This window comes from Kitasatospora sp. NPDC059462 (assembly GCF_042749955.1).
In the GTDB taxonomy this organism is placed as follows: domain Bacteria; phylum Actinomycetota; class Actinomycetes; order Streptomycetales; family Streptomycetaceae; genus Kitasatospora.
The window spans coordinates 1-21384 of sequence record NZ_JBHYUU010000003.1 but is presented as its reverse complement, the minus strand read 5'-3'; the positions used below and the strand labels follow the sequence as shown (position 1 = coordinate 21384).

Below are 21384 nucleotides of genomic sequence, written 5' to 3'. Positions count from 1 at the left end.
CGCTCCGGAGGGAGCGCGGGGCCGCTTCGGCCGTCGGCGGGGGTCAGAGCAGGCCGAGGGCCGGCATCAGGTAGTAGAAGGCGAAGACGGCGGAGACGGCGTACATCGGGAGCGGGACCTCGCGGCCGCGGCCGGTGGCGAGGCGCAGGACGCAGAAGGTGATGAAGCCGAAGCCGATGCCGTTGGTGATGGAGTAGGTGAACGGCATCATCGCGATGGTCAGGAAGGCCGGGATCGCGATGGTGTAGTCGGACCAGTCGATGTCGCGCACGGAGTTCGCGAGGATCAGGAAGCCGACGGTGACCAGGGCCGGGGTGGCCGCCTGGGCGGGGACCATGGTGGCGAGCGGGGTGAGGAAGAGCGCCACCACGAAGAGGCCGCCGGTGATGACGGAGGCGAAGCCGGTGCGGGCGCCCTCGCCGACGCCGGCGGTGGACTCCACGAAGCAGGTGTTCGCGGAGGAGGAGGTGGCGCCGCCCGCCGCGGTGGCGATGCCGTCGATCATCAGGACCTTGTTGATGCCGGGCAGGTCGCCCTTCTCGTCGAGCAGGTGGGCCTCGTCGGCGACGCCGAGGATGGTGCCCATCGCGTCGAAGAAGCAGGACATCAGGACGGTGAAGACGAAGAGCACGCCGGTGAGGACGCCGACCTTCTCGAAGCCGCCGAACAGGCTGACCTCGCCGACCAGGCCGAAGTCGGGGGCGGCGACCGGGTTGCCCGGCCAGGCCGGGACGGTCAGGCCCCAGCTGAGGGCGGGGATGTCGGCGAGCTTGTCGATCACGACGGCGACGCCGGTCATCACGGCGATGGAGACCAGGATCGCGCCGGGGACCTTGCGGACCACCAGGACCAGGGTGAGCAGCAGGCCGAGCACGAAGACCAGGACGGGCCAGCCGAGCAGGTGGCCGCCCGTGCCGAGCTGGAGCGGAACGGTGGTGTGGGCGGCGTCCGGGATGCGGCTGACGAAGCCGGAGTCGACCAGGCCGACCAGGGTGATGAACAGGCCGATGCCGATCGCGATGGCCTTGCGCAGGCCGAGCGGCACGGCGCTCATGACCCGCTCGCGCAGGCCGGTGGCGACCAGCAGCATGATCGCGAAGCCGGCCAGCACGACCATGCCCATGGCGTCCGGCCAGGTCATCTTGGGGGCGAGCTGGAGGGCGACGATCGTGTTGACGCCGAGGCCGGCGGCCAGGCCGATCGGGACGTTGCCGATGACGCCCATGAGCAGCGTGGTCAGACCGGCGGTGAGCGCGGTCGCGGTGACCAGCTGGGCGCTGTCCAGGTGGGCGCCGGTCATGTCCGTGGCGCTGGCCAGGATGATCGGGTTCAGCACCAGGATGTACGCCATGGTGAAGAAGGTGGCGACGCCGCCGCGGATCTCGCGCGGCAGGGTGGAGCCGCGCTCGCTGATCCGGAAGTAGCGGTCCAGCGCGCCGAACGGGGGCTTCGGCGTGTCGGGCTGGGCGGGCTCGGGCGACTCGGTGGTCGGCTGGGCCACGGGCATGCTGCGTCCTCTGTGGGGGGCGGAGGAGAGGGGGACCCGCCCGGGAACGACGGTGGCGCCGGGCGACCCGGTGGGACGGGCACGAAGCACGGTGTCCTGAGCATGCCGCGACCGACCGGAGAGACAAGTATGGGTTCCTCGATCGCTCGTACGCTATCTTCGCGCGTAGAACGAATAACCCACGTAACGGGCGCGTACAGCCCCCGCCAGAATCGATCGGACGTACGCCCGCACCGTACCCTAGGGCCCATGCCCAAGACGCCACTGCACCCCTCTCCCCCGCCGCTGGAGGCCAACGACGTCGCCATCGTCGGCGGCGGCACGGTGCTCTGGTTCGTGGCATTCGTGGTCCTGCTCCCGTTCTGGGGCACGCTCTCCGACCACGGCCACGGCAGCTGGCCGTGGATCTGCCTGGCCGGCGGCGGGCTCGGACTGATCGGCCTCTGGTACTGCCGGGCCCGCCGGGACGCCATCGCGCGCAGCCGGGCGGCGGCCGCCGCGGAGGCGCAGAATCCGGCCACCCGGTCGGACTGAACAGTCCTTTAGTAGCACGCATCGGACATAAGGCACCCGTAGAGTCGGTGCCATGACGCAGCCTGCGCAGCCCGCCGAGGAACAGCCCGCCGGTGACCAGCCGGACGGCGCGCACCCGCTCGGGCTGCTGCCCGGGCGGCACGGCGGGCTGACCGCCGGCGAGGTGGCCGAACGGGTCGCCCGCGGCGAGGTCAACGACGTTCCGGTCCGCTCCAGCCGCTCCACCCGGGAGATCGTCCGGGCCAACGTCTTCACCCGGTTCAACGCGATCATCGGCGTGATGTTCGCGATCATCCTGGTCGTCGGCCCGCTCCAGGACGGCCTGTTCGGCCTGGTCATCGTCGCCAACACGGCGATCGGCATCATCCAGGAGCTGCGCGCCAAGAAGACCCTCGACAGCCTCGCCCTGATCGGCGAGGCCCGGCCCCAGGTGCGCCGCGACGGCGTCGCCCAGCAGGTCGCCGTCGGCGAGATCGTGCTGGACGACACCGTGCTGCTCGGCATCGGCGACAAGGTGATCGTCGACGGCGAGGTCACCGAGGCGGACGGCCTGGAGATCGACGAGTCGCTGCTCACCGGCGAGCCGGACCCGGTGCTCAAGCACCCCGGCGACCCGGTGATGTCCGGCAGCTTCGTGGTGGCCGGCGCGGGCGCGTTCACCGCCACCAAGGTCGGCCGCGAGGCGTACGCGGCGCAGCTGGCCGAGGAGGCGAGCCGGTTCACCCTGGTGAAGTCGGAGCTGCGCAGCGGCATCGACAGCATCCTGCGGTTCATCACCTGGCTGCTGGTGCCGACCGCGATCGGCCTGATCATCAGCCAGCTGGCGGTGGAGGGCCGGGACTGGCGCGAGGCGGTCCGCCGGATGATCGCCGGGATCGTGCCGATGGTGCCCGAGGGCCTGGTGCTGCTGACCTCGGTGGCCTTCGCGATCGGTGTGGTCCGGCTGGGCCGCAAGCAGTGCCTGGTGCAGGAGCTGCCCGCGATCGAGGGGCTGGCCCGGGTGGACACCGTCTGCCTGGACAAGACCGGCACCCTCACCGAGGGCGGCATGGACGTCGTCGACCTGCGGATCATCGAGGCCGACGAGCCCGGCGGACCGGAGGACGGCGCCCGCAAGGAGACCGTCCGGCAGGCCCTGGGCGTGATGGCCGGCGCCGACGCCCGCCCCAACCCGTCGATGCAGGCCGTGCTCGACGCCTACGGCGACGGCAGCGGCGAGCGGCGCGACGGCTGGCGGGTGATCGAGGCGATGCCGTTCTCCTCCGCCCGCAAGTGGAGCGGCGTGCAGCTGCTGGAGCCGCGCGGCGACGAGGCCAGCTGGCTGCTCGGGGCCCCCGACGTGCTGCTGCCCTCCGGCCACCCGGCCCTGGCCGAGGTGGACGAGCTGGGCGCCCAGGGCCTGCGGGTGCTGCTGCTGGGCCGCACGCCCGTCCCGCTGGACGCCCCGGACCCGGCCGCCGGGCTGCGGCCGCTCGCCCTGGTGGTGCTCCGCCAGCGGCTGCGCGAGGACGCCGCCGAGACGCTGCGCTACTTCGAGGGCCAGCGGGTCGAGGCCAAGGTGATCTCGGGCGACTCGGCGGTCTCGGTCGGCGCGGTCGCCGCCCACCTCGGGCTGCCCGGCGCCGAGCACCCGGTGGACGCCCGCACCCTGCCCACCGAGCCGCAGGCCCTCGCCGACACGGCCGAGCGCACCGCCGTCTTCGGCCGGGTCACCCCGCAGCAGAAGCGCCGGCTGGTCGGCGCGCTGCAGTCGCGCGGGCGCACCGTGGCGATGACCGGCGACGGCGTCAACGACGTGCTGGCGCTGAAGGACGCGGACATCGGCGTGGCGATGGGCAGCGGCAGCGACGCGACCAAGGCGGTCGCCCAGATCGTGCTGCTCGACAACTCCTTCGCGGTGATGCCCTCGGTGGTCGCCGAGGGCCGCCGGGTGATCGGCAACATCGAGCGGGTGGCCGGGCTGTTCCTGGTCAAGACGGTCTACTCGGTGCTGCTGGCGCTGCTGGTGATCTTCACCCACTCCCCGTACCCGTTCCTGCCCCGGCACTCCACCGTGCTGTCCACCCTGACGATCGGCGTGCCGGCCTTCTTCCTGGCGCTCGCGCCCAACAACGAGCGCGCCCGCACCGGCTTCGTGCGCCGGGTGCTGCGGCTGGCGATCCCGGGCGGCCTGATCGCCGGGACGGCCACCTTCACCGCGTACGCGCTGGCCCGCGCCGACCACGCGACCGATCTGGAGTCGGACACCAGCGTGGCGACCCTGACGCTCTTCCTGGTCGCGATCTGGGTGCTGGCGATCGTCGCCCGCCCGTACAACTGGTGGCGGCTGCTGCTGATCGGGACGATGGGCGGGGCGTTCACCCTGGTGCTGACCGTGCCGTGGCTCTCGGACTTCTTCCAGCTCTCGCTGTCCGGGACCCGGGACCCGTGGATCGGCGTCGCCATCGCGGTCGCCGCCGGGCTGGTGCTGGAGGTGGTCTGGCGGATCATGCGCCGCCGGACCGATGATTGACCGGGGACCGGGGACCGGGGAGCGGGCGACAGGGGGGTGCCGCGATGGGACGCAGGGGCGGTGAGCTGGAGGCCTTCGCGGCCTTCCTGGGCGGGCTGCTGGCCACCGGGGTACTGGCCCTGGCGATGGCGGGGGCCGGCGCGCTGGCCGGGATCGACGCCGGACCGCGGCTGACCAAGGTGGTGATCGCCGTCCTGACCGCCGCCTGGGTGGTGATCACCCTGGCGATCTACCTGCGGCTGACCGCCCGCGGCCGGACCCGCTCCGGCTCCCGCTCCTGAGGCACGGGAACCGGAGCACGGCGGCGAGGACTCAGCCCTCGAAGTCGCGGGCGGCGGACAGCTCGTAGGCGCGGTCCGGCTCGCTGAGCGCGGCCAGCACCTCGAACCGGCGGTGCCACTGCCCCACCGACCAGGCCAGCCCGGCGGCCAGCCCCTCCGGCGTGGCCGCGTGCAGCAGCCCGGGCACCGGCGGCACCTCGAACTCGTCGTCCTCGTCCGCCTCCTCGGCCGACTCCGGGTCGTACGGCGCCTCCGGGGTGCCGGCCGCGGGGTCCCAGCGCCAGTCGACGGCGGCCTCCTCGCCGTCCGGGCCGACCACCAGCAGTTCCTCGTGCTCCTCGTAGGCGGCCGGGCAGCCGGGCAGCAGCTCCCGCACCACGGCCGGCACCCGGTGCAGGGCGCCCTCGGAGAGCACCCGGCCGCCGGCCACCTCGCTGGCCAGCGAGACGTGCAGCCGCTCGGCGAGGTCGGCGGCGAGCGCCGGGGCGACCGGCAGCAGCGGGTGGTCGTGCAGCAGTTCCACCAGGTCGGGGGCGTCCGCGACGACCGCCTCGGAGGCGTCCACCACGATCGTCCGGTCGGGGCGGCGGCCGGTGGCACGGTCCAGCGGCGGCACCGCCCGCACCACGTCCAGCGGCTCGATCCGCTCCGGCTCGACCCGGGCCAGCGCGCTGTGGATGCCGTGCAGCTGGCGGTGCCCGACCTCGGCGGCCGGGTCGGTGAGCCGGTCCAGCACCTCGTCCGGCCCGTGCGGCTCGGCGAGCAGCGCGGCCAGCGTGGTGCGCACCCCCAGCGCGTGCAGGAACTGCTCGTCCAGGGTGGTGCGGGCCTCGTCGTACAGGCCGCGCAGCAGCGGGTCGGCGCCGGCCGCGCGCAGCCCGGCGGGCTCCCGGCCGTCCAGCACCGGGTGGTCGCGCAGCCACCAGGCGGTGTACGGCGGCAGGTCGGCGTACGAGCCGTCCGGCAGCAGGGTGCGGACCGGGGTGACCACGGCGTCCCGGTACGGCGGGCGGGCCAGCGCGGCCAGTGCCTGCGGCCAGGCGTCGTCGTCCACCAGGTCCAGGTCGCGGACGGCGAGCAGCTCGGCGGCGACCGGCGGGACGCCCACGGTGTCCCCGTCGTCGGCGTGCAGCGCCTCCAGGGCGTCCTCGGCCCAGTCGGCCAGGCCGTCCGGCGCCTCGTCGATCAGACCGGTGGGGTGGCCGCCGGCCGCCCGGTCGGTGGGCGCGGTCGGGTCGAGCCGCTCCAGGTCGTCGGGGTCGAGCACCACGTCCTCGGCGCGGACCAGCACGAACTCGGCCGGCACGCCGGCGGCGGCGAGCACCTCCGGGCCCCAGCGCTCCAGCAGCTCGTCGTCCACCCAGGCGGCGTCGTCCTCGCGTGCCAGCGCGGCGAGCGGGCTGTCGGGGAGCAGCAGCTCACCGGCGCGGGCCGGCTCGCCCTCGTCGTCGAGCAGGGCCAGCCGGGCCAGCCAGGGGTGCTCGCCGGGCGCCGGGGCGGCCGCCCTGACCAGCGCCAGCACCGCCTCGGCGAGGTCGGCGGCGGCGTCCGGGTCGTCCTCGGCCAGCTCGTAGGAGCGGGCGACGGCGGCCCGCACCTCGGGCGTGTCCAGCACCCCGGCCGGGGTGGCCGCGCCGGCGCCGAGCTTGGCCAGCAGCGGGTGGGCGGCCTCCGGGTGGGCGAGCCGCAGGTCGAGCACGGCGAGCGCGCCGGCCAGCGACTCGGGATAGCCGGGGAAGGCCGCCCAGTCGGCGTCGTCGGAGGGCAGCAGGACGCGGCGCGGGCCGGTGATCGTCCGTCCGTCGGCCAGCGGCACCGGCAGCGCGCCGAGCGCCTCCGGGTCGGCGCCGCCGAGCGCCGCGTACAGGTTGCGCCACCAGGCCGGCTCCCGGTCCAGGCCGCCCAGCTGGTCGACCACCTCGGCGAGCGGGACCCGGCGCACGTTGAGCACCCGCAGCTCGGTGCGGCGCTCCAGGCCGGCCGGCAGCAGGCCGGGGAAGATCGGCGCCAGCGCCTCGACCACCGAGCCGTCCGCGCCCTCCAGCAGCGTGGCGTCCCGGGGCCGCAGCGCGGGCGTGCCCTCCTCGACCGGCGCCGGGTGCGGCAGGAACGGCGTGCCGGGCAGCCGGGAGAGCACGGCGGCGCGCAGCGCGTTGTCCAGCGCGCCCTGGCCGAGCGGGCCGGGCACCAGGCCGAGCGAGCCGAGGTCGCCGCCGCGGGCGCGCAGCAGGTCGGCGTAGGCGTCGGCGGCGCGCTCGGTGAGGAAGTCGGCGAGCGGGCCGGGGGCGACGTGCCGGCGGGTGGAGTCCAGCGGGTAGGAGGCGATCAGCAGCGCGGGCAGGCCGAGCGGCTCGTCGCTGGGGGTGGGCGCGTGCAGCACCGGGGCGATCGCGGGCCGCTGCGGGGCGCCCTCGTCGGAGACCGGCACCGCCCAGGTCACCGTCCAGTAGGGGCGGGCGCGCTCCTCGGTGGGCCGGTCGGCGAGCAGGTCGGCGCCGAGCGCGCCGGCCGCCTCGGCGGTCTGCCAGACGGTGCGCCGCAGCCCGCCGCCCGCGTCGTCGGTGACGGTCACCTCGGTGACCCCGTCGGGCCGCGGCTCGGCGGCCGTACGGGTCAGGGTGCGGGTGCCCTCCGAGGTCTCCACCACCACCTCGGCCAGGCCGGGCAGGGTGAGCAGCAGCGCGTCGTCGACGCCGGCCAGCAGCCGGCGGGTGAGGTCCTCGGCGGCGGCGTCGCGCAGCGGCAGCACCACCACCGTGTCGTAGCCCTCCGGCGCCGGGCCCTCGGCGGCGAACGGCAGGCGCAGCAGCGGGACGTGGCCGTCCCGGCGGCGCAGCTCGTCGGCCAGCGCGGGCTGCTCCCCGGCCAGCGCCCGGGCCTCGCCGAGCGACCAGCGCACCCCGCCGGCCGAGCCGAGCACGGCGGGCTCGTCGGTGACGGCGAGGACGGCGGCGAAGCCGACGCCGAACCGGCCGACGGTGGTGTCGTGGCCGCCCCGCTTGGAGGAGGCGCGCAGGGTGGACAGCGACTCCACGGCGGCGGCGTCCAGCGGCGCGCCGGTGTTCGCGGCGGCCAGCACGCCGTCCGCCAGGGTGAGCCGCAGCCGGCCGGGGCCTTGCCCGGCGCGGACGGCGGCGTCGGCGGCGTTCTGCGCCAGCTCGACGACCAGCCGGTCGCGGTAGCCGCCGAGGGCCAGTTCCTCCTCGGCGTTGGCGTCCTCCCGGAACCGGGCCGGGGAGGCGGCCCAGGCGTCCAGCACCCGACGGCGCAGCTCGGCGCTGCCGAAGGGGTCCGCGAGGTGCTCGTCCGTGCCGCTGCCGATGATCCGAGGTTCCACTGGACCTGCCGCCTTCCGCCGCCCTGTTGTGCCCTACGGGGGCATTCTTCCCTGCCGGAAGGACTGCTCCGGACACGCCCCCGGCGGCGGCACGCCTCCGGGCCCACCGCGATGCGGGCGGCAACGGCGGCGGCCCGCCCCACCGGGTGGGTGGGACGGGCCGCGGGCGGCTGCGCTCAGGAGTGGCCGAGCTCCTCGGTGGGCGCGTCCGGCTCGACCGAGCCGGAGAGCCGGTCCGGGTGCAGCGGCAGCGGCTCGACCACCAGCTCGTCCAGGATCAGCTCGGCGGGCGCCGGCGGGGCCGGGATGACGGCCGCCTCGGAGTGCCCGCCGCAGCCGTAGGCGAAGGAGACGATCTGGCCGTCGGCCGGGCCGAACTCGTTGCCGCAGACGCCGAAGGCCTGGCCGAGCGTGCCGCCGATCGGGACCAGGAAGCCGCAGCTGACGCAGGAGGCCGGGGCGGACTGCGCCATCGGGGTCTGCGGGCCGTGCGCCTTCTCCCAGCGGTCGGCGGCCAGGTGCATGCCGAGCCGGGAGAGCACCCGGCTGCGGCCCATGCCGAGTTCGTCGGCGACGGCGCCGATCTGCGCGCGCACCGGCGCCGGCTGGATGTCCGGGTCGGAGACCAGCACGTCCTCCTGCGCGGCCTGGGCCACCGCGGAGTTCGGCGCGGGCTCGTCCTCGCCGGTCCAGCCCGGCTCCAGGCGCAGGTCGTCGGCGTCGGTGGGCAGGAGGTCCCCGGGGCCCATGTCGCCCGGGCGCAGCCGCTCGCTCCACGGCACCCACTGCGGGGCGAGGATCGCGTCGGCGCCGGGCAGCAGCACGACCTCGTCCAGCGTCACGTTCTTGGCGCGCGGGGCGCGGGCCACGGTGACGGCCCAGTGCCAGCCCCGGTACGCCGCGTCCAGGCACTCGAAGGTGTGGGTGACGACACGGTCGGCCTCGGCCTGGACACCCAGGTGCGCGCCGACGGTCTCGGCACCGACGGCGTCCTCGGCGGCCTGGCGGGCGAGTTCGACGGCCTCGGCACAGAGCCGATCAGGGGTACGGCTTCGCATCGCAGCACTCACGGCGTCGATTCTCTCCCAGTTCTTCTGTCGCCCACGGCGAGTTGCCTGTTCCGTCGCGGCTCGGTTTCCCCGTCCATTCTGCGCGACCGCGGGCCGCCGCGGATACCGGCCGCGCCGCTCGGCAGGTCCGCCGGCGCCGGTCGGGCCGTCGGGCGGACCCTGGGCAGGCTACCCGCCGGTCGGCCGCCCGGCACAGTCCGGGGCGTCAGCAGTGGCTCCGGAGCGTCCGGAACGGGAACACCGGCCGTCGGCCGCGCGGCGCGGAGCGGAATCCCGCGTTGTCGTCCCGATTCTGGGGCAGGATGGGCATGTGGCGGACGAGAACCCGTCGCAGCACGCACTGCGGGCCTCGCAGGACGGCATTCCCGACGAGGCGAACGCGGTGCCGCGACAGCAGCCTCCGGTCCACGCTGCGGGCGAACCGCAGCCGGTGGACCCCTCGCCACTGCCCGCCGCCGACGGCCCCGGAGCCACCGGGCCCGTCGCGCAGGAAGCGGCAGAAGCGGAGAAGACGGCGGAAACGGCGGAGGCGGAGGAGCCGCGCCGGCACTTCCTGGTCCGCACCGCCTCCGCGGCCGGCTCGCGCACCGGCAAGGTGGTGCACGGCACCGGGCGCCGGATCCGCCGGGCCACCGCCGCCGAGGGCGCCGGCGAGTCGGGCCTGGCCAAGCTCATCGAACTGCACGCCCTGAACGCCTTCGGCGACATGCTGATCACCGTGGCGCTCGCCTCCACCATCTTCTTCTCGGTGCCCACCGGCGAGGCCCGCGGCCGGGTGGCGCTCTACCTGCTGGTCACCATGGCGCCGTTCGCCCTGCTGGCGCCGGTGATCGGCCCGCTGCTGGACCGCCTGCCGCACGGCCGCCGGGCCGCGATGGCGACCTCGATGCTGGCCCGCGCGGTGCTCGCCTGGACGATGGCCGGCGTGGTGGCCGGCGGCGGGCTCGCGCTCTACCCGGAGGCGCTCGGCGTGCTGGTCGCCTCCAAGGCCTACGGGGTGGTGCGCAGCGTGGTGGTGCCCCGGCTGCTGCCCAGCCGGCTCTCCCTGGTGAAGGCGAACTCCCGGGTCACCCTGGCCGGGCTGCTGGCCACCATGGTGGCGGCCGGCGTCGGCGGGCTGCTGCACCTGATCGGGCCGGGCTGGCCGCTGCGCGGCGCCTTCCTGGTGTTCGTGGCGGGCACCCTGATGGCCTTCCACCTGCCGCACGAGGTGGACTCGGCCAAGGGCGAGCAGCGCGCCGTGCTGCACGCCGAGGAGCACCCGGCGGACCGCCGCCACGCTGCGCCGACCGGCCGGGACGGCGCCGGGACGGGCGGGCCGGCCGCCGCCGGACAGCGGCCCAGGGCCTCGCTGCGCACCGTCGGCCCCTCGGTGATCCTGGCGCTGCGCGCGATGGCGGCGATGCGCTGGCTGGTCGGCTTCCTGGTGCTGTTCCTGGCGTTCCTGCTGCGCGACGACCCGGTCGGCGGCCTGCGGCCGACCCTCGCGCTCGGCCTGGTGGCGCTGGCCGCCGGGACGGGCAACGCGCTCGGCTCGGTGCTCGGCGCCTGGCTGCGCCCGCGCGGCCCGGAGCTGACGGTCACCGCGATGCTGCTGCTGGCCGGCTGCGCCACGGCCGCCGCGGCGCTCTGGTACGGCACGGTGACGGTGGTGGCGGTCGCCGGGACGGCCGGGCTGGCGGCCTCGCTGGGCAAGCTCTCGCTGGACGCGCTGATCCAGCGGGACGTCCCCGAGTCCGTGCGGACCTCCGCCTTCGCCCGCTCGGAGACGGCGCTCCAGCTGTCCTGGGTGGCGGGCGGCGCGGTCGGCATCCTGCTGCCGCTGAACGGCGCGCTCGGCCTGTCGGTGGCCGCCGCCGTGGTCGGCGCGGTGCTGCTCTGGACGCTCCGCTCGCTCCTGCGGGTGGGGGTGCGCCACCGCCCGGCCGCGCCCCGGGTGGCGTAGCGGGCGGTTCCGCGGACAACACGCGGTTTCCGACCCCCGCGCGGCGTGATCGCGAAAGCCCGGTAGCCTCTGACGCATGAGCCTCAGCACCCGCGCAGTCGCCGGCCTCGGCGCCGTCGTCGTCATCGCCGCCGGCACGGTCGGCGGGTCCATCGCCTACGCGTCGAACCAGCACGAGATCAGCGACCACCGCGCCACCCTGGTGGTCGGCAACTCCTCGCAGGCCCACGACCCGTTCTGCTTCAACGGCGGCCAGCCGCTGACCGAGCAGCAGCAGGAGGAGTGCCAGGACAAGGCCGGCAAGGCCCTGGAGGACGGCACCCTCCCCTCGTCCGACGTGACGGTCAGCGACCGGATCGGCGTCGGCGTCAGCCCGGAGGTGGCGGACCGCGGCTGGTGGGCCAACACCAACGGCGGCCAGCAGGGCCAGGGCGGCCGCTTCATCCTGGCCTCGGCGGCGCGCAACGCCACGTTCTCGGGCTCGGTCCCGGCCGGCAAGGCGCTCAACGCCTCCGGCAAGACCCTCATCACCGTGGTCGAGACCGACCCGAAGGCTCCGGACTCGATCTACGCCGTCTGGTACTTCCAGCTGAACACCCAGGACAGCTGACGGTCGTCCGGTGACGGTACGACTCCCCGGCGAGCAGTCGGACCCCGCGCGGGCCCGGCTGCTCGTCGTCGTCGCGGTGCCGGCCGAGGCCGATGCCGTGCTGCGCGGCCTGGGCGCTCCGCAGGGCCCCCGGGAGCGGGTGGCGCTGCCGGGCGGCGCGCTGGACCGCGTCGCCCACCCCTCGGGCGTGACGGTGGACGTGCTGGCCGCCGGGGTCGGCCCGGGCGCCGCCGCGGCCGCCGCGGCCACCGCGCTCACCGCCGCCCGCTACGACCTGGCGCTCTCCGCCGGGATCGCCGGCGGCTTCGCCCCCCGGGCGGCGCCCGGCGCGACCGTGGTCGCCACCGCGATCGTCGCCGCCGACCTGGGCGCCGAGACCCCCGAGGGCTTCGCCGACGTCACCGAGCTGGGCTTCGGCAGCGTCCGGCACACCCCGCCGCCGGCCGCCGTGGCACTGGCCGCCGAGGCCCTGGGCGCGGTCACCGGGACGGTCCTGACCGTCTCGACGGTGACCGGCAGCGCCGGGCGCGCCGCCGCCCTGACCGCCCGCCATCCGGACGCGGTCGCCGAGGCGATGGAGGGCTTCGGGGTCGCCGAGGCCGCCGCCCGGCACGGCGTGCCGTCGTTCGAGTTGCGGACCGTCTCCAACGCCGTGGGCCCGCGCGACCGGTCCGCCTGGCGGATCGGCGAGGCGCTGGCCGCGCTGGAGCGCGCCTTCGCCGCCCTGCCCCACCCCGCGCTAGTGAAGGAGGCCGGCCGTGGCTGAACGGCTGAGCATCGCGTACTCGCCCTGCCCCAACGACACCTTCGTCTTCCACGCCTGGTCGCACGGCCTGGTGCCGGGCGCGGACGCCCCCGAGGTCACCTTCGCCGACATCGACGTCACCAACGGCCTGGCCGAGCGCGGCGAGCTGGACGTCCTCAAGGTCAGCTACGCCGCCCTGCCGTGGGTGCTGGACGAGTACACCCTGCTGCCCTGCGGCGGCGCGCTGGGGCGCGGCTGCGGCCCGCTGGTGCTGACCCGCCCGGAGAGCGGCGACGACCTGAGCGGGAGGACCGTGGCCGTCCCCTCCGAGCGGTCCACCGCCTACCTGCTGTTCCGGCTCTGGGCGGCGAAGGCGGTGCCGGGCGGCCTGGGGAGGATCGTGGTGCTGCCGTTCCACGAGATCATGCCCGCCGTCCGGGACGGCCGCGTGGACGCCGGCCTGGTCATCCATGAGGCCCGGTTCACCTACCAGGACTACGGCCTGCGCTGCCTCGCCGACATGGGCGAGGCCTGGGAGCGGGAGACCGGACTGCCGATCCCGCTGGGCGCGATCATCGCCCGGCGCTCGCTCGGCACCGAGCGGCTGCGGGAGCTCGCCGGGGCGATCCGCGCCTCCGTGCGGCAGGCCTGGGAGGACCCGGAGGCCAGCCGCGGGTACGTGCTGGAGCACGCCCAGGAGATGGACCCGTCCGTCGCGGACCGGCACATCGCGCTGTACGTGAACGAGTTCACCGCGGACCTCGGCGAGGAGGGGCACGCGGCCGTGCGGGCGCTGCTCACCCGGGCCGCCGCGGAGGGGCTGGTGCCCCCGCTCGGCCCGGGTGCGCTGGACTTCTGAGCCTGCGCGTCCGGGGCCCGCTTCAGACGTCGAACTGGTCGGCCACCCCGCGCAGCAGCACGGCGAGCTTCTGGCCGGCCGGCTTGGCCGGGTAGCGGCCGTGCTGCAGGCCCGGCAGCACCGCGTCCATCATCGTGATGAGGTCCTGGACGAGCGCCGCCATGTCGTCCGGGCTCTTGCGCTGGGCGGCGGCCACCGACGGCAGCGCGTCCAGCAGCTGGACCTGCATCGCCTGGTCGCCGCGGTGTCCGGCGACCACGCCGAACTCGACCCGCTGGCCAGGCTTCAGCGACGTGATCCCGGCGGGCAGCGCCTTGGTGTGGACGAAGACGTCGCCGCCGTCGTCGCGCGACAGGAAGCCGAAGCCCTTCGTCTCGTTGAACCACTTGACCTGGCCGGTGGGCATCTCGAACAGTCCTCGATGTGGGTGTGAGGGATCCCGGGCCCTGGCCGGGGATCGCTGGGTGGTGGGAGAGCGGGCCGGCCTGGGGGCACGCCCGCAGGGGCGCGTACGGTCAGCACGCTGTAAGGAGCAGACTAACGGTCCGTCACTGTCTCATCCGCGTTCCGCACAAGATCCGTACGGAGCTCCGGCGGCCACGGCGGATCCGGGGCCGGCATGGCCGGGGCGCGGCTCGGCGCTGTCCACAGGCTCGCACCCCCGGTCGGAGAGAGCGGGGCGCACTGATCGCACCCCTCGGCACAGCCTGCATACCCCCGCCCAGCAGGGATCAAAACTCCCAGCGCCCGGAAAACTGCGCAACGTGACCGGGCCGCTCGTCCGCGAAGCGGTCGCGGCCGCCGCCGCCCGGCACCGCGCGGCACCGGCCCCCGGCGGCCTCTGCGAGACTGGGACGGCAGCCGAACCCGCCGTCCCGGCCGCAGAGGAGCAAGCCCCGTGAGCAGCCAGAGCGCCGACCGCGGCGAGGTCTACGTCAAGGCCGGAGCGATCGTCTTCGGGCTCGGCGCGCTCGCCACGCTCGTCACCTTCGTGCCGCTGTTCCTGCACCTGACGCCGCTGCCCACGGCCGCGTACTGGCTGAGCATGCTGATGCCGCTGGGCTTCCTGCTCGCCCTCACCGGCCTGCTGCTCTCCGCCCGGGCCCAGCGCCGCCGCTCCCGCGCGAACGCCTGAGCCGGGGCGCGCCGGATCCGGCTAGACGGCCTCGGCGAGGTGCCCGGCCAGCCAGGCCGGGAAGGCGGTGAGGTCGGGCAGCACCACGTCCGCGCCCGCCGCCCGGAGCTCCTCGGCGCCGTACGGGCCGGTGGCCACCGCCACCGCGACGGCGCCCGCGTGCCGGGCGCCGCGGATGTCGCCGAGGTGGTCGCCGACGTAGACGGTGGCGCCGTGCTCGCGCAGCGCGTCGCCCTTGGTCTCCGCCCAGAGATCGCCCGCCACCGCGTCCGCCCGCAGGCCCGCGTGCTCCAGGTGGAGCCGGGCGTTCGGCTCGTACTTGCCGGTGATCACCGCCACCCGGCCGCCGTGCGCGCGGACCGCGTCCAGGGCGGCGTGCGCGCCGGGCAGGGGGACGGTCGGCGCGAAGGCGTGGTCCCGGTACAGCGTGCGGTAGCGCTGCGCGACCGCCTCCACCCGCTCCGCCGGGAACCAGTTGCGCAGCTCGTCGAGGAGCGGCGGCCCGAGCCGGGTGACCACCAGGTCGGCGTCGATGGCGGTCCCGGTCTCGGCCGACAGCGCCAGGTAGGTGGCGCGGATACCGGGCCGGGTGTCCAGCAGCGTCATGTCGAGGTCGAAGCCGACGGTGAGCGGGGCGTCCGGGGTCGCAGGCATGCCGCCAGGCTACCCAACGGGGCGGGCCGGCCCGGCCCGCGCGGCCCGGCCGCCCCGCGCGACCCCGCGCGAGCCGGGTGACCCCCGACCTGCGCGAAGTAACGATTTGCCCCGGCTTCGGCGTGGAACTTAGGTTTACCTGAGCTATCTGCGAGAGAGAGCCATGACCGATACCACCGCGCCCGGCAGAGCCGGCCTGTTGCGCCGCCGCATCCTGTGGCTCGCCGCCGCGCTGGCCGTGCTGGCCGCCGCGGTGCTGCTGAGCCTGGCGGTCGGCAGCCGGAACATCCCGTTCGGCGACACCCTCGACGCCCTGCTGCACGGCGGGGACTCCACCGACGCCGTCGTGGTCCGCGAGCTGCGGGTGCCGCGCACGGTCGTCGGCCTCGCGGTCGGCGCGGCGCTCGGCCTGGCCGGCACCGTCATGCAGGGCATCACCCGCAACCCGATCGCCGACCCCGGCATCCTCGGCGTCAGCCAGGGCGCGGCGGCCGGCGTGGTGCTGGCGATCTCCGCGTTCGGGATCTCCACGCTCACCGGCTACGTCTGGTTCGGCTTCGCCGGCGCGGTGGTCGCCACCGTGGTGGTGTACGGGCTGGCCGGGCGCGGCCGGGGCGGGGCGACACCGGTCAAGCTGGCGCTCGCCGGCTCGGCGGTCTCGGCGTTCATCGCCTCGCTGAACACCCTGGTGCTCACCACCGACGCGGCCGCCATGGACCAGTTCCGGTTCTGGCACGTCGGCTCGCTCTCCGGCCGCACCGCGGACGTCGCCTGGCAGCTGCTGCCGTTCCTGGCCGTCGGCACGGTGCTGGTGTTCGCGGTGGCGCGCGGGCTGGACGCGCTGGCGCTCGGCGACGACACCGCCAAGGGACTCGGCGCGAAGACCGGGCTGGTGCGGGCCGTCGGCGCGCTCGGCGCGACCGTGCTGACCGGCTCGGCGGTCGCCGCGGCCGGGCCGGTCGCCTTCGTCGGCCTCGCCGTGCCGCACGCCGCCCGCGCGGTGGCCGGCGCCGACCACCGCTGGGTGCTCGCCCTCTCCGCCGTGCTCGGCCCGGCCCTGCTGCTGCTCGCCGACACCCTCGGCCGGGTGCTGTTCCCGCCCTCCGAGGTCCCGGCCGGTGTGATGACCGCACTGGTCGGTGTGCCGGTGCTGGTCGCCCTGGTCCGGCGGCGCACGGTGGTGGCGGCGTGACGGCCCCGACCGTGCCGCTGCGCGGCTACACCGTGGTGCGCGCCCGGGGCGCCTCCTTCCTGCTGCACCGGCGCTCGGCCTGGGCGGCGCTCGGCCTGCTGGCGGCCCTGGCCGCCGCCGTCGTCGCCTCGCTCTGCCTGGGCGAGTCCACCGTGGCGCCCGGCGAGGTGCTGAAGGTGGTGTTCGGGCGGCCGAGCCCGCACGAGCTGGTGGTCGGCGAGTTCCGGCTGCCCCGGGTGGTGGTCGGCCTGCTGGTCGGCACCGCGCTCGGACTGGCCGGGGCGCTGATCCAGACCGTCGCCCGCAATCCGCTGGCCAGCCCCGACGTGGTCGGCGTCTCCTGGGGCGCCACCGCCACCGTGGTCGGCCTGCTGGCGTACGGCGTGGTCGGCTCCACCGGCGAGGTGCCGTACGCGGCCGTCGCGGGAGGGCTGGCGGCCGGCCTGCTGGTGTACCTGCTGGCCTGGCGGCGCGGGCTGCACGCCCAGCGCTTCGTGCTGATCGGCATCGGGATCTCCGTCGCGCTCTCCTCGCTGACCTCGGTGTTCCTCACCAAGGGCGACGGCTTCCAGGCGCAGGCCGCCAAGGTGTGGATGACCGGCAGCCTGAACGGCTCCGGCTACGACCAGGCCGGCTGGCTCGCCTGGGTGCTGCTGGCCGCTGCGCCGCCGGCGCTGTGGGCGGCGCGGGCGCAGCGCTCGATCTCCTTCGACGACGCCACCGCCATCGGCCTCGGGCTGCGGCTGAACCGGATCCGGCTCGGCATGGCGCTGCTCGGCGTCGTGCTCGCCTCCTGCGCGGCGGGCGCGGCCGGACCGGTGAACTTCGTCGCGCTGGTGGCCCCGCAGATCGCCGTGCGGCTGGTCCGCTCGGCACAGATCCCGCTGTTCTGCTCGGCGCTCACCGGCGCGCTGGTCGTCGTGCTCGCCGACCTGCTGGCCCGCCGGCTGCTGGCGCCCACCGAGCTGCCGGTCGGCGTGGTGACCGGGCTGGTCGGCGCGCCGTACCTGATGTGGCTGCTGATCCGCTCCCGCCGTGGAGGTTCCTGAGTCGTGGAGGTCCCGATGCCCGCCGACGCCGAGTCCGTCGATGCCGTCGAGTCCGTCGACGCCGCCCGCGCCGTCGGGCCCGTCGACGCCGCCGGGACCGCGGACCGGGTGCCCGCCCACCGGCTGGAGGCGCGGGGCCTCACCCTCGCCTACGAGGCGCGCACCGTCGCCGAGGAGCTCTCGCTGCGGATCCCGGACGGGAAGGTCACGGTGATCGTCGGCCCGAACGCCTGCGGCAAGTCCACCCTGCTGCGCGCGCTGGGCCGGCTGCTGAAGCCGGTGCGCGGCGCGGTGCTGCTGGACGGCGAGGAGCTGGCACGCGTCCCCACCAAGCAGATCGCCCGGCGGATCGGGCTGCTGCCGCAGTCGCCGTCCGCCCCCGAGGGGATCGCGGTGGCCGACCTGGTGTCGCGCGGCCGCCAGCCGCACCAGAGCTGGTGGCAGCAGTGGTCGGCGGAGGACGAGGCGGCGGTCGCGGAGGCGCTGGAGCGCACCTCGACGGCCGAGCTGGCCGAGCGCGGCGTGGACGAGCTGTCCGGCGGGCAGCGCCAGCGGGTCTGGATCGCCATGGCGCTCGCCCAGGGCACCGACATCCTGCTGCTCGACGAGCCCACCACCTTCCTGGACATCGCGCACCAGGTGGAGGTGCTGGACCTGGTGCGCCGGCTGAACGTGGAGCGCGGGCGGACGGTCGTCGCGGTGCTGCACGACCTCAACCAGGCGGCCCGGTACGCGGACCACCTGGTGGCGATGCGGGCCGGGCGGGTCGTCGCCGAAGGCCCGCCGGTCGAGGTGGTGACGGCGGAGCTGGTGCGCGAGGCGTTCGGGCTGGAGTCGGTGGTGGTGCCGGATCCGGTGACCGGGACGCCGCTGGTGGTGCCCGGCGCGCCGTGGACGGCCCGGGCGGACGCGTAGCGACGTTCTGCACCCCGATTACGCACCAATTCGGACATAATCGACGGACCGCGCTCACCCTCCCCGCCGTCCGAGGTCCCGATGCCCCCGCTCACCCGCCGCACCCTGCTGACCGCGCTCGGCGGGCTCGGCGGCGCCGCGCTCACCGGATGCACGACCGGCCCGGCCGCGCCCCCGCCGGCCGGCGCCCCGGCCGCCGCCGACACTCCCGCCCCCTCCCCCACCCCGCTGCCGCCCGTCACCGTGGCCACCGCCACCGGCCCGGTCACCGTGCCCGGCGCGCCGGTGCGGGTGGTCGCCCTGGACACCGCCGAACTGGACTCCGCGCTCACCCTCGGCATCACCCCGGTCGGCGCGGCCCGGCCCGCGGCGGACCACGCCTTCCCCGACTACTGGCCCGCCTCCCGGCTCGCCCGGATCGCCTACGTCGGCCCGGCAGGCGCCCCGGACCTCGCCGCCGTCCGCGCCCTGCGGCCCGACCTCATCCTGTCCAACCAGACCCGCGACGGCGACCGCTACGAGGAGCTGCGGGCGATCGCCCCGACCGTGCTCACCCAGACCACCGGCGCGCCCTGGAAGGCCAACGTCCAGACCCACGCCCAGGCGCTCAGCCGCCAGGACGCGGCGGCGGCGTTCGCGGCCTCCTACCAGCGGCACGTCAACCAGGTGGTGACCGCACTGGCGAACGCCAGGGCGGGCGGGCGGAAGGTCAGCCTGCTGCGCTTCGTCGAGGGCGGCGGCCTGCGGCAGTACGGCCGGCAGACCTTCCCGGGCACGGTGCTCGCCGACGCCGGCCTCGGCCGGCCGGACGCCCAGAACACCGACCAGGCCGACCAGGAGCTCCCGCCCGACCAGCTCGCCAGGGCCGACGGCGACCTGCTCCTCTACGCGGGCTACGGCGACCCGGCCCGCAACGGCCTCACCGCCACCCTGGCGAGCCCCGCCTGGCGGTCCCTGGAGGCGGTGAAGGCGCACCGCGCGTTCCCCGTCGACGACCAGCTGTGGTTCCAGGGGATCGGCTACACCGGCGCCAACTACGTCCTGGAACAGCTCCAGCGCTTCCTCGGCGTCTGACCGGGGCTCAGCCGCGCGGCAGGTCCGGCGCCGCGCCCGGCCGCCCGGGAAGGACGCCGTCGGCGCGCCACGAGGACCTGTGGCGCGCGCTCACGACGGGTCAGTCCTCCTCGTCGGCGACGGCGTTGAGGGAGGTGATGAGGGAGGAGAGCCGGGAGTTCCAGTTCTGGGAGGTCTGGCCGTCGACGGCGTGCTTCCGGGCGAGGTCGCGGACGGTGCGCTGGGCGCTCTTCAGCTTGGCGGCGGCGTCGTCGGGCCGGCCCTCGTTGAGGCGGGCGGTGGCCTCGTCGAGGGTGCGCAGCAGCTCGACCTGGCGGGCGCGCTCCTTCTCCACCTGGGTCTGCGCGATGCTCTGGCGCAGGGCGTTGATCTGGACCAGCGGGGCCGGGTCGTGCGGGGCCGGGTCGTGCGGGGCCGGGGTGGTGGCGGGGGCCGTCGGGACCGGGCGGGCGGACGGGCTGGTGGCGGTCGGGGTCGGCGTCGCGGTCGGGGTCGGGGTGGGGGTCGCCGACGGGGTGGCGGGGGCGGTCGCGGTCGGGCGGGCGGACGGCGCGGCGGCGGGCGTCGACGGGTCGTCGAAGGCGGTGAGCCCGAGCACCGCGGCGCCCGCGACACCGGCCAGGCCGAGGGCGCCGAACACGATCGGCTTGCGGCGGCTCTCCCGCTCGGGCTGCGGCACCGGCGGCGGGGCCGCCGGGATCGGCGCCATCACCGAGGTGGGGGCCGGGGGCGCCGGCTGGGGCGGCAGGAGGGTGGTGTGCTGCTGGTCCGGGCCGGGAACGGTGGGGAAGGCGGGCGGCAGCGGGGCGGCGGCGAGCAGTTCGGTGGTCGGATCGGCGGGCACCAGCCCCGGCACGCAGGCCAGCAGTTCGGCCCGCGCCGCGGCGGCGTCCGCCGGACGGCCGTCCGGGTGCTTGGCGAGCAGCCGCAGCACCGCCGCGTCCAGCGCGGGCGGCAGGCCGGGCCGCCGGGCGGAGGGCGGCAGCGGCTGCTCGCCGACGTGCTTGTAGGCGATCGCCACCGGTGTCTCGGCGGCGAACGGCGGCGCCCCGGTGAGCATCTCGGTCAGCACGCAGCCGACCGCGTAGAGGTCGGTGCGGCCGTCCAGCGGGCTCGCGGTGGCCTGCTCGGGCGAGAGGTACGCGGCGGTGCCGAGCACCGAGGCGGTCTGGGTGAGGTTGTGCGAGGAGCCCGCCCGGGCGATGCCGAAGTCGACGACCTTCACGCCGCCGTCGTCGGTGATCATGATGTTGCCGGGCTTGATGTCCCGATGCACCAGGCCCGCCGCGTGCGCGTGGGACAGCCCCTCGCAGACCGCGGCCGCGATCCCGACCGCCTGCTCGACCGGCAGGCCCGGCCGCTGGGCCAGCAGCGCGGCCAGCGAGCGGCCCTGCACCAGCTCCATCACGATGTACGGCGAGCCCTGGTCGACCCCGGAGTCGAAGACCATGACGATCCTCGGGTGGACCAGCATCGCGGCGTGCTGCGCCTCGCGGCCGAACCGCTCGGCGAACCGCGGGTCGTCGGCGAGGCCCCCGTTGAGGACCTTGACGGCCACCTGGCGGCCCAGGACGTGGTCCACCCCGCGCCAGACCGTGGCCATGCCGCCGACGCCGAGTATCTCGACGAGTTCGTAGCGCCCGTTCAGCGCGCGTCCGATCACCTGGAACCGCTCCCCTCAGAGGCCCCGCCCGGGGTCCCGGACCACCTCGTGCACCTGTGCACGATAGCCCCCGGTCACGACCGGTCCCCCGGCGGCGACCTGACGGGGCGGCGGCCCGCCGGAAGGGGTGGCGGCCGGGGAACCGGGCAGCGGATCCCCGACCGCCGGCTCGTGGGTCGTCCAGGACGACGGGTCACGATCGGTCCGGGTCGGACTGGTCGGGCGGGTGCCGGCCCGCCCGGACTGCGGGCGGGCGGGCCGGCGGGGTCCGGTCCGTCCGGACCGGCGGGCGCGTTCCGGGG

General features: G+C 75.9%; 18 protein-coding genes. 12 read left to right on the top strand and 6 right to left on the bottom strand.

The window, feature by feature from the left end:
• Positions 1 to 43: 43 nt before the first annotated feature.
• Positions 44 to 1507, bottom strand: coding sequence for an NCS2 family permease (locus ACFXAM_RS01385; protein ID WP_380286910.1), 1464 nt, complete (start codon positions 1505 to 1507; stop codon positions 44 to 46).
• 249 nt (positions 1508 to 1756) lie between these two features.
• Between ACFXAM_RS01385 and ACFXAM_RS01380 the strand changes: the two genes are divergently transcribed.
• The 3 genes from ACFXAM_RS01380 to ACFXAM_RS01370 are packed head-to-tail and all read left to right on the top strand — an operon-like array spanning position 1757 to position 4834.
• A complete protein-coding gene (locus ACFXAM_RS01380; protein ID WP_380286909.1) occupies positions 1757 to 2041 on the top strand; it encodes a DUF2530 domain-containing protein in 285 nt (94 codons plus the stop codon).
• A 52-nt stretch (positions 2042 to 2093) separates the two neighbouring features.
• Positions 2094 to 4553, top strand: a complete 2460-nt coding sequence (locus ACFXAM_RS01375) for an HAD-IC family P-type ATPase (protein ID WP_380286908.1) — start codon at positions 2094 to 2096, stop codon at positions 4551 to 4553.
• A gap of 44 nt (positions 4554 to 4597) precedes the next feature.
• A complete protein-coding gene (locus ACFXAM_RS01370; protein WP_380286907.1) occupies positions 4598 to 4834 on the top strand; it encodes a hypothetical protein in 237 nt (78 codons plus the stop codon).
• A gap of 31 nt (positions 4835 to 4865) precedes the next feature.
• Here the strand turns inward: ACFXAM_RS01370 and ACFXAM_RS01365 are convergent, their stop codons facing one another.
• Together ACFXAM_RS01365 and ACFXAM_RS01360 are read right to left on the bottom strand one after the other, a co-directional pair.
• The gene (locus ACFXAM_RS01365; protein WP_380286906.1) at positions 4866 to 8171 is read right to left on the bottom strand and encodes a sacsin N-terminal ATP-binding-like domain-containing protein; all 3306 of its coding nucleotides are present in this window, start codon (positions 8169 to 8171) and stop codon (positions 4866 to 4868) included.
• A gap of 176 nt (positions 8172 to 8347) precedes the next feature.
• Positions 8348 to 9229 carry a DUF3027 domain-containing protein gene (locus ACFXAM_RS01360; protein WP_380286905.1) on the bottom strand — a complete coding sequence of 294 codons (882 nt, stop codon included), beginning with the start codon at positions 9227 to 9229 and terminating at the stop codon, positions 8348 to 8350.
• 565 nt (positions 9230 to 9794) lie between these two features.
• On the opposite strand from ACFXAM_RS01360, the gene ACFXAM_RS01355 reads away from it, so the two are divergent.
• The 4 genes from ACFXAM_RS01355 (at position 9795) to ACFXAM_RS01340 (ending at position 13400) form a co-directional block, all read left to right on the top strand.
• Positions 9795 to 11186 (top strand): MFS transporter, encoded by a 1392-nt coding sequence (locus ACFXAM_RS01355; RefSeq protein ID WP_380286992.1) that lies wholly within the window; start codon positions 9795 to 9797, stop codon positions 11184 to 11186.
• 76 nt (positions 11187 to 11262) lie between these two features.
• Positions 11263 to 11796 (top strand): hypothetical protein, encoded by a 534-nt coding sequence (locus ACFXAM_RS01350; protein WP_380286904.1) that lies wholly within the window; start codon positions 11263 to 11265, stop codon positions 11794 to 11796.
• Between the two features lie 10 nt (positions 11797 to 11806).
• Positions 11807 to 12562: a futalosine hydrolase gene (locus ACFXAM_RS01345; RefSeq protein ID WP_380286903.1), complete on the top strand. Its 756-nt coding sequence runs from the start codon at positions 11807 to 11809 to the stop codon at positions 12560 to 12562.
• Positions 12555 to 13400, top strand: a complete 846-nt coding sequence (locus ACFXAM_RS01340) for a 1,4-dihydroxy-6-naphthoate synthase (protein WP_380286902.1) — start codon at positions 12555 to 12557, stop codon at positions 13398 to 13400. Before ACFXAM_RS01345 ends, ACFXAM_RS01340 begins: the two co-directional genes overlap by 8 nt.
• A gap of 22 nt (positions 13401 to 13422) precedes the next feature.
• Here ACFXAM_RS01340 and ACFXAM_RS01335 read toward each other — a convergent pair whose 3' ends face one another.
• Entirely contained in the window at positions 13423 to 13806 is a 384-nt protein-coding gene (locus ACFXAM_RS01335) for a cold-shock protein (protein WP_350541364.1), read from the bottom strand.
• Between the two features lie 492 nt (positions 13807 to 14298).
• On the opposite strand from ACFXAM_RS01335, the gene ACFXAM_RS01330 reads away from it, so the two are divergent.
• Positions 14299 to 14535: a hypothetical protein gene (locus ACFXAM_RS01330; protein ID WP_380286901.1), complete on the top strand. Its 237-nt coding sequence runs from the start codon at positions 14299 to 14301 to the stop codon at positions 14533 to 14535.
• A gap of 21 nt (positions 14536 to 14556) precedes the next feature.
• On the opposite strand, the gene ACFXAM_RS01325 is transcribed toward ACFXAM_RS01330, so the two are convergent.
• The gene (locus ACFXAM_RS01325; RefSeq protein WP_380286900.1) at positions 14557 to 15189 is read right to left on the bottom strand and encodes an HAD family hydrolase; all 633 of its coding nucleotides are present in this window, start codon (positions 15187 to 15189) and stop codon (positions 14557 to 14559) included.
• 163 nt (positions 15190 to 15352) lie between these two features.
• Here ACFXAM_RS01325 and ACFXAM_RS01320 point away from each other — a divergent pair, with 163 nt between their 5' ends.
• The 4 genes from ACFXAM_RS01320 to ACFXAM_RS01305 all read left to right on the top strand — a co-directional run bounded on the left by ACFXAM_RS01320 (position 15353) and on the right by ACFXAM_RS01305 (position 19419).
• On the top strand, positions 15353 to 16381 hold the full coding sequence (locus tag ACFXAM_RS01320; protein ID WP_380286899.1) for a FecCD family ABC transporter permease: 1029 nt from the start codon (positions 15353 to 15355) through the stop codon (positions 16379 to 16381).
• The gene (locus ACFXAM_RS01315) at positions 16378 to 17430 is read left to right on the top strand and encodes a FecCD family ABC transporter permease (RefSeq protein WP_380286897.1); all 1053 of its coding nucleotides are present in this window, start codon (positions 16378 to 16380) and stop codon (positions 17428 to 17430) included. Before ACFXAM_RS01320 ends, ACFXAM_RS01315 begins: the two co-directional genes overlap by 4 nt.
• 15 nt (positions 17431 to 17445) lie before the next feature.
• Positions 17446 to 18345 carry an ABC transporter ATP-binding protein gene (locus ACFXAM_RS01310; protein WP_380286895.1) on the top strand — a complete coding sequence of 300 codons (900 nt, stop codon included), beginning with the start codon at positions 17446 to 17448 and terminating at the stop codon, positions 18343 to 18345.
• Between the two features lie 81 nt (positions 18346 to 18426).
• The gene (locus ACFXAM_RS01305) at positions 18427 to 19419 is read left to right on the top strand and encodes an ABC transporter substrate-binding protein (protein WP_380286894.1); all 993 of its coding nucleotides are present in this window, start codon (positions 18427 to 18429) and stop codon (positions 19417 to 19419) included.
• A gap of 100 nt (positions 19420 to 19519) precedes the next feature.
• Here the strand turns inward: ACFXAM_RS01305 and ACFXAM_RS01300 are convergent, their stop codons facing one another.
• Positions 19520 to 21082, bottom strand: coding sequence for a protein kinase (locus tag ACFXAM_RS01300; RefSeq protein WP_380286893.1), 1563 nt, complete (start codon positions 21080 to 21082; stop codon positions 19520 to 19522).
• Between the last annotated feature and the right edge of the window lie 302 nt (positions 21083 to 21384).